At 70.5% G+C, this 9805-nt stretch carries 7 protein-coding genes; 4 read left to right on the forward strand and 3 right to left on the reverse strand.

Annotation, left to right across the window (positions count from 1 at the left end; genetic code table 11):
• Positions 1-210 precede the first annotated feature (210 nt).
• Both ACWD01_RS30175 and ACWD01_RS30180 read left to right on the forward strand, forming a co-directional pair.
• Positions 211-1446 (forward strand): SAV2148 family HEPN domain-containing protein, encoded by a 1236-nt coding sequence (locus tag ACWD01_RS30175; protein WP_451166157.1) that lies wholly within the window; start codon positions 211-213, stop codon positions 1444-1446.
• Between the two features lie 118 nt (positions 1447-1564).
• On the forward strand, positions 1565-2299 hold the full coding sequence (locus ACWD01_RS30180) for an exonuclease domain-containing protein (RefSeq protein ID WP_451166159.1): 735 nt from the start codon (positions 1565-1567) through the stop codon (positions 2297-2299).
• Positions 2300-2336: 37 nt separating this feature from the next.
• Here ACWD01_RS30180 and ACWD01_RS30185 read toward each other — a convergent pair whose 3' ends face one another.
• Both ACWD01_RS30185 and ACWD01_RS30190 read right to left on the reverse strand, forming a co-directional pair.
• Positions 2337-3191, reverse strand: a complete 855-nt coding sequence (locus ACWD01_RS30185; protein ID WP_451166161.1) for a phosphotransferase enzyme family protein — start codon at positions 3189-3191, stop codon at positions 2337-2339.
• A gap of 201 nt (positions 3192-3392) precedes the next feature.
• The gene (locus ACWD01_RS30190; RefSeq protein WP_451166162.1) at positions 3393-4748 is read right to left on the reverse strand and encodes an endo-1,4-beta-xylanase; all 1356 of its coding nucleotides are present in this window, start codon (positions 4746-4748) and stop codon (positions 3393-3395) included.
• A gap of 369 nt (positions 4749-5117) precedes the next feature.
• Here ACWD01_RS30190 and mgt point away from each other — a divergent pair, with 369 nt between their 5' ends.
• Positions 5118-6314, forward strand: a complete 1197-nt coding sequence (gene mgt, locus ACWD01_RS30195; RefSeq protein WP_451166164.1) for a macrolide-inactivating glycosyltransferase — start codon at positions 5118-5120, stop codon at positions 6312-6314.
• Between the two features lie 251 nt (positions 6315-6565).
• Here the strand turns inward: mgt and ACWD01_RS30200 are convergent, their stop codons facing one another.
• Entirely contained in the window at positions 6566-8842 is a 2277-nt protein-coding gene (locus tag ACWD01_RS30200; protein ID WP_451166166.1) for an MMPL family transporter, read from the reverse strand.
• Between the two features lie 469 nt (positions 8843-9311).
• Here ACWD01_RS30200 and ACWD01_RS30205 point away from each other — a divergent pair.
• A partial coding sequence (locus ACWD01_RS30205; protein WP_451166167.1) for a S8 family serine peptidase occupies positions 9312-9805 on the forward strand: 494 nt, incomplete at its 3' end.

Raw genomic sequence — 9805 nt, forward strand, 5'->3', positions numbered from 1 at the left:
CGCCGTGGCCGGGACCGGACGGCCCGGGACGCCGTCAATTCTATGAATCCCCTCACTCCACGAAGAGTGCTGTTGCCGTAACGGAGCGCATCACCAGGCGAGTTGGATAGATTCGCCGAACGATCCTGGTGCACCGCCTCGCGCAGTCGGAGTACCCTTCCTTGATCGTTGGAGATGGGCGTCAGATACGCGGAAGAAGGCGGTGCGCGGGTGAGCTCGGGAGGGCTGGAGCTACCCCCCGGCGACACGGGTCACGAGGGGGGAGACTCCGCCGAGGTCCCGCCAGGAGCGGTCTCGCTCGCGCGGCCGATGGAGATAGGGGCGGAGCTGGACTGGGGCGCGGACGCCTGGAGCGAGGTGCGGACACGCGCCCAGCGGGCCGGCCGCGCCTACATCTGGCTGAATCTGGTCGAACAGCGGCTGCGGGCGGTCGTGGCCGCCGTGCTGCGCCCGGTCTACGAGCCGGTGCACGGCGACGACTGGGTGGTCGCCGCCGCCGGCCCGGCCGGCCAGGAATGGGTGCAGCGGGCAGTCGCGGTACGGGAGGTCTCCCGCCGCAAGGGCTATCTGCTGGACCCGGCGGACGACAACGTCCTCTCCTTCCTGACCCTGCCGCAGCTGCGCGAGCTGATGGTCCAGCACTGGCCGTGCTTCGAGCCGTACTTCGACGACCGGCGGGACGTGGAGCTGGCGCTCGACGAGCTCGAGGTCGCCCGGAACGTGGTCTCCCGCAACCGCGCGCTCAACGAGGCGGTGCTCGCCCAGGCCGAGCGGGCCTCGTCACGGCTGCTGGAGATACTCGGCAACGGCGCCGGCGTCCCCTCGGCCGACCGGCTCCGTGTCGACGCGGTGGAGGACCTGGTCGGCGACCGGTACGCGGACGTCGTCTCCGTCCACCCCGACCGCGTCAGGCTCCAGCGCCAGCTGCCCGCCGAGGACCTCTTCGGCGGCGCCCGCCGCCTCGACGCGATCGGCATAGGACTGAACCTGCTGGTCCAGAACTTCTCCGGCCGCAGGCTCGTCCGCCTCGCCGAGTCGGGGTGCCGGGTGCGGCTGCTCTTCCTGAACCCGGCGAGCAGCGCCGTCAAACGCCGTGAGCGGGAACTCGGCCTCAAGAAGGGCGAGCTGAGCCGCACGGTGGAGATGAACATCCTCCATATGCGCCGCGTCCGCTCCCGGCTGCGGGATCCGGGCGCCTTCGAGATCCAGGTCTTCGACGAGACCCCCCGCTTCACCGCCTACCTGGTGGACGGCGACGGCCCCGACGGTCTCGCCGTCATCCAGTCCTACCTTCGCAGGGCCCGCGGCATGGAGGCGCCGGTGCTGGTGCTGCGGGGCGGCGGACGCTCCGTGGTGCGGGCGGGGCAGGACAGCGAAACCGGTCTTTTCCAGACATATCGCGAGGAGTTCGAGTCGGTCTGGGTCGATTCGCGCCCTGTGTCCTGAGTCTCCTGAGCCTCCTGAGTGCCCTTCAGCGTCCGCCGCCGGACCGGCTGTCAGTGGCGCGTGCGAGAGTGGTCGTCAACTGGGGGAAGCACCACCGCACCACCGAGAAGGGGGCATCATGTCCTGGCACCGCGAGCTGCTGGTCGGCTTCGATCTGGAGACGACGGGGACCGATCCGCTCGACGCACGCATCGTGACGGCAGCCGTCGTCGAACTGCGCGCGGGCGAGCCGGTGCGGAGCCACGGCTGGATGGCCGACCCGGGGATAAGCATCCCCGCACAGGCCTCCGCCATCCACGGCATCAGCAACGAGCGGGCGTCGGCCGAGGGCCGGCCCCCGCGCGAGGTGGTCGACGAGATCGCCACCGTCCTGTGCGGGCACTGGCGCCAGGGTGTCCCGGTCGTCGCGTACAACGCGGCGTTCGACCTGACGCTGCTGGCGGCCGAGTTGCAGCGGCACGGCCTGCCCTCCCTGGCGGAGCGGCTGGACGGCCGGCCGGTCGGCCCCGTCATCGATCCGTACACGATCGACCGGGCCGTCGACCGGTACCGCAAGGGCAAACGCACCCTCGAAGCGGTCTGCGTCGAGTACGGGGTGGTGCTCGCCAGTGCCCACCACGCCGACGCGGACGCCCGCGCGGCGGTCCTGGTGGCCTGCGCGATAGCCGAGCGGCACGCCATGGTGGCCTCCCTCGCCGTGGCCGAGCTGCACGACCGGCAGGTGGAGTGGTACGCCCAGTGGGCGACGGACTTCCAGAGCTTCCTGCGCCGCAAGGGCACGGCGGACGCGGTGGTCGACACGTCCTGGCCGATGCGCGAACTGGCTCCGGTCGCGGGCCGGCAGGTGGGCTGACACGGGGGCCGGTCCCGTCCGCTCCGGCCTGGTCTCGTCAGAAGGGGTACCAGCGGACCTCGGGGTCCTCGTCGCGCAAGGAGGCCACTCTGCGGCGGAACTCGGCCAGCGCCTTCGGGTTGGACGGCGCGTGCTGGGCGACCCACGCGCAGCTTGCCGTCTCGCGGGCGCCGCGCAGGACGGCGCAGCCGTCCCACTCGCGTACGTCCCAGCCGTAGGTCTCGGTGAAGGCGTCGTACGCCCGGTGGTCGAGGCCGTAGCGGTCGCGGGACAGGGCCATGACCACCAGATCGTGCTCGCGCAGATCCGAGGAGACGGTCTCCAGGTCGACCAGGACCGGGCCGTCCGGACCCACATGGACGTTGCGGGGGAGTGCGTCGCCGTGGATGGGCCCCGGCGGCAGGTGCGGTGTGAGCCCGGCGGCGGCCGTAGCGAAACCGTCGCGGCGGGCCCGCAGACAGTCGGCGTCGGCCGGGTCGATCGCGTCGCCCGCCAGCCGCAGCCAGCGTTCGACACCGCCGAGCAGCTCCCGTCGGGGCAGGGCGAAGGAAGGAGGAGCGAGAGCGTGGACAAGACGCAGCAGCCGGGCCAGGTCGGCGGGCTCCACCGGGCGTACGGCGTCGGGCAGCCGGTGCCACACCGTCACGGGGTGGCCGTCCACCAGCCGTGGGCCGGTCCCGGCGGCAGCCCGTACCGCGGGCACCCCGGCCGCCTCCAGCCAGCCGGCGACGGCCAGTTCCCGCTCCGCACGCGCCAGCAGGCGGGCGTCCCTGCCGACCTTCACGACCACCTGGTCCGTCGCGAACACGGCGTTCTCGCCGAGCGCCAGCAGCGCCGCTTCCCTCGGGAAGCCGGCCCCCGCCAGTACTTCGCGTGCCCGTGTCTCGTCCATCGCCTGCTCCCAGCACCGTTGGTGAATCCGACAGAGTCTCGCATCCGCGCAGGTCGCCCGGCACGGCGACGCGGCACGACCGACCGCTGCCGGACCCCCCCGGCGCTGACGAGGCACCACTGACGACGGCGCGACGACCGGGAGGGTCGCCGCGCCGCGCGGGTGCTTGCCGTCAGGCGGTCAGGAGGCCTCAGGCGGTGCTCAGGAAGCGGTACAGGAGCCGACGCTCGGCGCGTTCCAGTTGCCGTTCGCCATGACCGTGAAGCCGAAGCTGGTCGAGCTTCCGGCCGCGAGGTTGCCGTTGCCGTTCGGCCGCATGGTCATCACATTGCCGGTGCCGTCCCAGGTCGGGCTGCCGTTCCAGGTGGCGGAGATCTTCTGCGCCGAGGAGACCGTTACGTTCACGGACCAGTTGGTGATCGGGGTGCTGCCGGCCGTGACGGTCACCTGGCCGTTGAAGCGGTCGCCCCAGCGGGTGGTCTCCGCGTAGCGCACGGTGCAGGTGGCGGTGCCGCCACCGCCGCCGCCGCCGGACGTGCCGCCGAGTGCGGCCAGCACCGAGTGGTAGGCAGGCTTCTTGGTGTAGTTGCCGTCGAACAGGAGCGGGGTGCCGCTGCTGCGCCACGAGTACTTGTCGGTGACGCCCCAGACGGTGATGCCGGTGCAGCGGGTGACGGCCAGACAGGCGTTCACGGCGCGGCTGTAGCTGTCGGCCTGCGAGGAGCCGGAGCCCTCGATGTCCAGCTCGGTGATCTGCACGTCGACACCGAGGTCGGCGAAGCGCTGGAGGTTGGCCCGGTAGTCGCTGGGCACCGGCGAGGCGCTGTTGAAGTGGGACTGGAAGCCGACGCAGTCGATCGGTACGCCGCGCTGCTTGAAGTCCTTCACCATGTTGTAGACGGCGTTGCTCTTCGCGTTCACACCGTCGGTGTTGTAGTCGTTGTAGCAGAGCTTCGCCGCTGGATCGACGGTGCGGGCGGTGCGGAACGCCTCCTCGATGAACCCGTTGCCCAGCTTGTCCTGGAAGGGCGAGCTGCGCCGGGCTCCGCTGCCGCCGTCCTGGAAGGCCTCGTTCACCACGTCCCAGGAGTGGATCTTGCCGCGGTAGTGCTGCATCACCTGGGTGATGTGGTTGTTCATCGCGGAACGCAGCTCGGTGGCGTTCAGGCCGCCCACCCAGCCGGGCAGTTGCGAGTGCCAGACCAGGGTGTGGCCGCGGACGTCCATGCCCCGGCTCCGGGCATGGTTGACGATCTGGTCGGCGGCACCGTAGCTGAACGAGTTGCGGGAGCTCTCCAGCGCGTCCCATTTCATCTCGTTCTCCGGGGTGACCGAGTTGAACTCGGTGTTCAGCGTGGAGACGTAGTCGGACTCTCCCAGACGGTTGGCGGCCACGGCCGTACCGAAGTAGCGGCCCTTCTCCGCCGCGGAGGCGCCGAGCGTGGTTGCGGCGTGGGCGGTGCCCTGCAGGGCGACCGTTCCGGCGGCGGCCATGGCCACCGCGGCTGTGACGACGAGTGCCCCGCGGGCACGCCGACGTGACGAACTGCCGATCATTGCGACCTCTTCTTCCGGTGCCCGGGCAGCGGGAAATCGTGCCGGGGCGCGGTAGGTGGACCTTTCGTGGTGCCGTGTGCACCCGCCGGGGCGCCGGAGGCGCTCGGGCGGGGAGGTGCGATCGGTGGAGAGTATGCGAGCGGTCCTGAGGTGCCGTCAACGGAAAATTTCTCGAAACTTCTCGAAATATTTTCTGGGCCGGTCAGAGCTCTGAGATTCTTTGAGCTGCGGTAAAGGTCTACGTCGCAGGCGTAGTTGCGCGGGCGGTCGGCTGAATTCGCCTATGGAGGCCGTCGGGACTTCGAAAGTTTCGAGAGCATGGATTGAAGTCGATTGCACGAGACGTCTCGTCTCGCCTATCGTCGTCGTATGACTGAACCGCAGCGTGCCCACATCGCCATGTTCTCCATCGCGGCCCCGGGGCATGTGAACCCGAGCCTCGAAGTGATCCGCGAACTCGTCGCCCGCGGACACCGCGTCAGCTACGCGATCCCCGAGTCGTTCGCCGACCGGATCGCGGAGACCGGCGCCGAGCCGGTCATCTACAAGTCGACACTGCCCACCGAGGACGAGCCGGACGCCTGGGGCACGGAACTCATCGACAACATCGAACCGTTCCTGAACGACGCCGTGCAGGTGCTGCCTCAGCTCGCCGAGGCGTTCAAGGGCGACGAGCCGGACCTCGTCATCCACGACATCACGTCCTACCCGGCGATCGTTCTCGCCCACCGCTGGGGCGTCCCCGCCGTCTCCCTCTCGCCCAACCTCGTCGCCTGGGAGGGCTACGAGGAGGAGGTCGCCGAGCCGATGACGGCCGAACTCAGGGCGTCGGAGCGCGGCAAGGCGTACTACGCCCGCTTCGCCGGCTGGCTCGCGGAGAACGAGATCAGCACCCACCCCGACCGGTTCGTCGGCCGGCCCCGCCGCAGCATCGTCCTCATCCCCCGGGCACTGCAGCCCAACGCCGACCGGGTCGACGAGTCCGTGTACTCGTTCGTGGGAGCGTGCCAGGGCGACCGGGCGAGCCAGGGGGAGTGGCGGCGGCCGGCGACCGCCGAGCGGGTCCTGCTCGTGTCACTGGGCTCCACTTTCACCAAGCAGCCCGGCTTCTACCGCGAGTGCGTCAAGGCCTTCGGGGACCTGCCCGGCTGGCACGTGGTGCTCCAGATCGGGCGGTACGTGAACGCCGCCGAGCTCGGACCGCTGCCCGGCAACATCGAAGTCCACACCTGGGTACCGCAGTTGGCGATCCTCAAGCAGGCCGACGCCTTCATCACCCACGCGGGCGCGGGCGGCAGCCAGGAGGGCCTGGCCACGGCCACCCCCATGGTCGCCGTCCCGCAGGCGGTCGACCAGTTCGGCAACGCGGACATGCTCGTGAGCCTCGGTGTGGCGCGCCGCGTCGACACGGACGCGCCCGCGGAGACGCTCCGCGAGGCGGTCCTCTCCGTCGCGTCCGACCCGGCGGTGCGGTCGCGCCTGGCGTCCATCCAGGCGGAGATGTCGCGCGAGGGGGGTACGGGGCGGGCGGCGGACCTGATCGAGGGGGAGTTGCGGGCGGGGTAGGGGTCCGCTGCGCGGGGCCTGTTCCCCACCCCGCCCCTTCCCGCTGTGCCGGATGTGCGGCTCCGCCGCGTGGGGGGCAGGCCCCGGACCCCGTACCGCGCTTCGCGCGGTGGCCTCAAACGCCGGCGGGGCTGGATTCTCCAGCCCCGCCGGCGTTTGAGGCGCGGGGGTCCGGGGGCGGAGCCCCCGGACTCGGGAAGGGGCGGGTAGGGGAACAGCCCGCCGCAGGCGCCACCCGCCCCACCCCCACGTCACACCCGCACCGGCTCCACCCCCGCCGCCCCCGCAACCGACTCCGGCGAACCCGACCGCCCCACCCCGCCCGACTCGTCATGCGTCAGGTCCGGCAACCACCGCAGCCACCTCGGGAAGTACCAGTTGCGCTCACCGAGCAGCGCCATCACCGCCGGCAGCAGCACGCCCCGGATCACCGTCGCGTCGATCAGGACCGCGGCCGCCAGGCCGACGCCCATCTGCTTCATCGACTGCATCGACAGCGTGCCGAAGATCGCGAAGACCGCGACCATGATGACCGCCGCGCTCGTCACGACACCCGCCGTCGTCACCACGCCGTGCGTGATGGCCTCGCGCGTCCCGCGGCCCTGGAGCTTCGCCTCGCGGATCCGGGACACCACGAAGACGTGGTAGTCCATCGACAGCCCGAACAGGATGACGAACAGGAACAGCGGCAGCCACGCGATGATCGCGCCGGCCCCCTCCGCGCCGACCAGCGACGCGCCCCAGCCGTGCTGGAAGACGGCGGTCAGGATGCCGTACGCCGCGCCGACGGACAGCAGGTTGAGGACGATCGAGGTGACCGCGATCGTCAGCGACCGGAACGACAGCAGCATCAGCAGGAATGCGAAGACCACCACGAAGGCGAAGACCGGCGCGACCGCCCCGGTCAGCTGGTCGTTGAAGTCCTTCGACCCGGCTACCTGCCCGGTGATCGGCGCCTCGACGCCGTCGACCTTGCCCAGCGTCGCGGGCCGGACCTCGTCCCGCAGCACTTCGAGGCTCTTCGCGGCGCGGTCCTGGTCGGAGCCGCCGACCAGGGGGACGTACACGAAGGCGAGGTTCTGCGCCTCGTGGGTGACGACCTCCACCGGGCCCTGGGACGCGCCGGAGGTCACCGCCTGCTCCTGGAAGCCGGCGAGGGCGTCCCGTACGGCGGCCGAGCCGATGTCGTCGGCCTTGACCACGACCTCGGCCGGGTCGGCGCCGCCGGGGAACGCCTCGTTGATCCGCTGGTAGGTCGCCACGATCGGCACCGAGTCGCCGAACTCCTGGTCCAGCGTGAAGTCCTGGGTCTTCATGCCCAGCGCGGGCAGCGAGATCGCGACCAGCGCGCCGCCCGCCACGAGCAGGGAGACCAGCGGCCGCCGCAGCACGCCGCCGAGCACTCGGCTCCACACCCGGCTCTCGACACTGCCGCCCGCCGCCTTCTTGCGCCGGCCGGTGAACGGCAGCCGGCCCTTGTCCACCCGCTCACCGAGCAGGGAGAGCAGCGCGGGCAGCACGGTGACCGAGCCGGCCATCGCCACCGCCACCACGATGAGCGAGGCGAGGCCCATCGACTCGAACTCGCCGATGCCGGTGAACAGCATGCCCGCCATGGCGACGCACACCGTCACCCCGGAGACGACGACGGCCCGTCCGCTGGTCGCCGCGGCGATCATGATGGCCGTACGGCCGTCGCGTCCGGCGGCGCGCTCCTCGCGTTCGCGCCGCAGATAGAACAGGCAGTAGTCGACGCCGACGGCGAGACCGACCAGCAGCATCACCGAGTCGGCCGTCTCGCTCATCGGCATCACATGGCTGACGACGCCCATCAGACCCATCGTCGCCGCGATCGCGGTGATGGCGAGCAGCACCGGCAGCAGCGCCGCGACCAGCGCGCCGAAGGCGATCAGCAGGATGCCCAGCGCGACGGGGACGGCGGAGAACTCGGCGCGCCGGAAGTCGTCCCCGAAGGCCTCGTCGAAGGTCTTGCCCATGCTGGCGCTGCCGAGTTCCTCGATCCGCAGCTTCTGGTGCCGGTCCTGGACCCCGGCCACCGCTTCGAGCACGGGGTCGATCCGTTCGCTCGCGGTCTCGGGGTCGCCGCGGACATTGAACTGCACCAGGGCGCTGCGGCCGTCCTTCGAGATGCTCTTCGTGTCGTACGGCGAGGTGATGTCCATGACCTCGCGCGTGCCGTCGACGGCGCGTACGACGTCGTCGACGGCCTTGCGGAACGCCGGGTCGTCGGCCGTGAGGGCGCCGTCGCGGGCCTGGACGAGTACGGTCTCGCCGGCCGGTTCTTCGATCCCGGCCTCCTCCGTGATCCGCGCGGCCTGAGTGGTCTCGCCCGACAGCTGTTCGCTGTCCTTGATTTCGACGCGGCCCGCGGCCGAGCCCGCCACCAGGGCGAGCAGTACGAACAGCACCCAGATCCCCACGGCGGCCCAGCGGTGCTCTGCGCTCCAGCCGCCCGCCCGCGCGGCGATGCCGCGCGGGCCCCCTGTTTCTCTCCCCATGACAGGCATGTCCCCTCGTATGCGCACGCGCGCGGGTGCGCTTGGTCGTCCCGGTCCCGAAATATGTGCGGACGTGTGTGAATTGCGTGCATGAACGGTCGTACACGTGGTCCGCGCGTGGGGCGTATGTGCGCGGTGTCTGCACACGGCCCTTCTGCCTGCTTCGAAGCTATGGGCGTTATCCGGTCGTCTCGTCCTGCCGCACGGTGACTCGGGGCGCGGTCGCTCCTTCTCCAGGACGGTGCGCATCCCTGATGCGAGGGATGGAAGCCCCCTACAGCTAAGGGCCGTTGGCCCTCCCGCCCGGCCTGGAGAGCGATGGCCGATTTCTTATTAAGAAACCTTGTTGAGTAAGTCACAGCTTCATGAAGGTCTTGATCTGAGCTCGTCAATCGGTCAGGGTTTCGAGCCAGCCCCGGGAGATCTTCCGTCCACGGGGCCATCCCCCCACAAAAAGATGACGAGGAGCCCCCTCTTCATGGCAACTCACAAGCGTGCGAGCAGGATCAAGCTCACGGCCGCCATCACCGCAGTGGCCGCCGCAGCAGGCGTCACTCTGATCAACACGTCCTTCGCCGGAGCGGCCGCTCCGGCCGAGGGCAAGATCTACGGCGCGAACGCCGAAGGCGCCGTCGCCGGCAGCTACATCGTCATGCTGGACGAGAAGGCCGACAAGAAGGGTCTGGCCAAGGAGTACGGCGGCACGCTGCGGCGCAACTACAGCTCCGCCATCAACGGCTTCTCCGCCGGCGGCCTTTCGGAGACCGAGGCCAAGCGCCTCGCCGCCGACCCGGCCGTCGCCAAGGTCGTGCAGAACAAGAAGTTCACCATCGACGCCACCCAGGCCGACCCGCCGTCCTGGGGTCTCGACCGGGTTGACCAGACCGACACCGCGGGCGACAGCGCGTACACCTACCCGGACAGTGCCGGTGAGGGCGTGACCGCGTACGTCATCGACACCGGAGTCCGCGT

It is taken from the genome of Streptomyces sp. NPDC002835, assembly GCF_053591995.1.

Excerpts from the sequence above, each read along its gene's own strand:
- ACWD01_RS30180 (WP_451166159.1), top strand. The coding sequence starts at position 1,565 with ATGTCCTGGCACCGCGAGCTGCTGGTCGGCTTCGATCTGGAGACGACG.
- ACWD01_RS30185 (WP_451166161.1), bottom strand. The coding sequence starts at position 3,191 with ATGGACGAGACACGGGCACGCGAAGTACTGGCGGGGGCCGGCTTCCCG.
- ACWD01_RS30190 (WP_451166162.1), bottom strand. The coding sequence starts at position 4,748 with ATGATCGGCAGTTCGTCACGTCGGCGTGCCCGCGGGGCACTCGTCGTC.
- ACWD01_RS30200 (WP_451166166.1), bottom strand. The coding sequence starts at position 8,842 with ATGCCTGTCATGGGGAGAGAAACAGGGGGCCCGCGCGGCATCGCCGCG.
- mgt (WP_451166164.1), top strand. The coding sequence starts at position 5,118 with ATGACTGAACCGCAGCGTGCCCACATCGCCATGTTCTCCATCGCGGCC.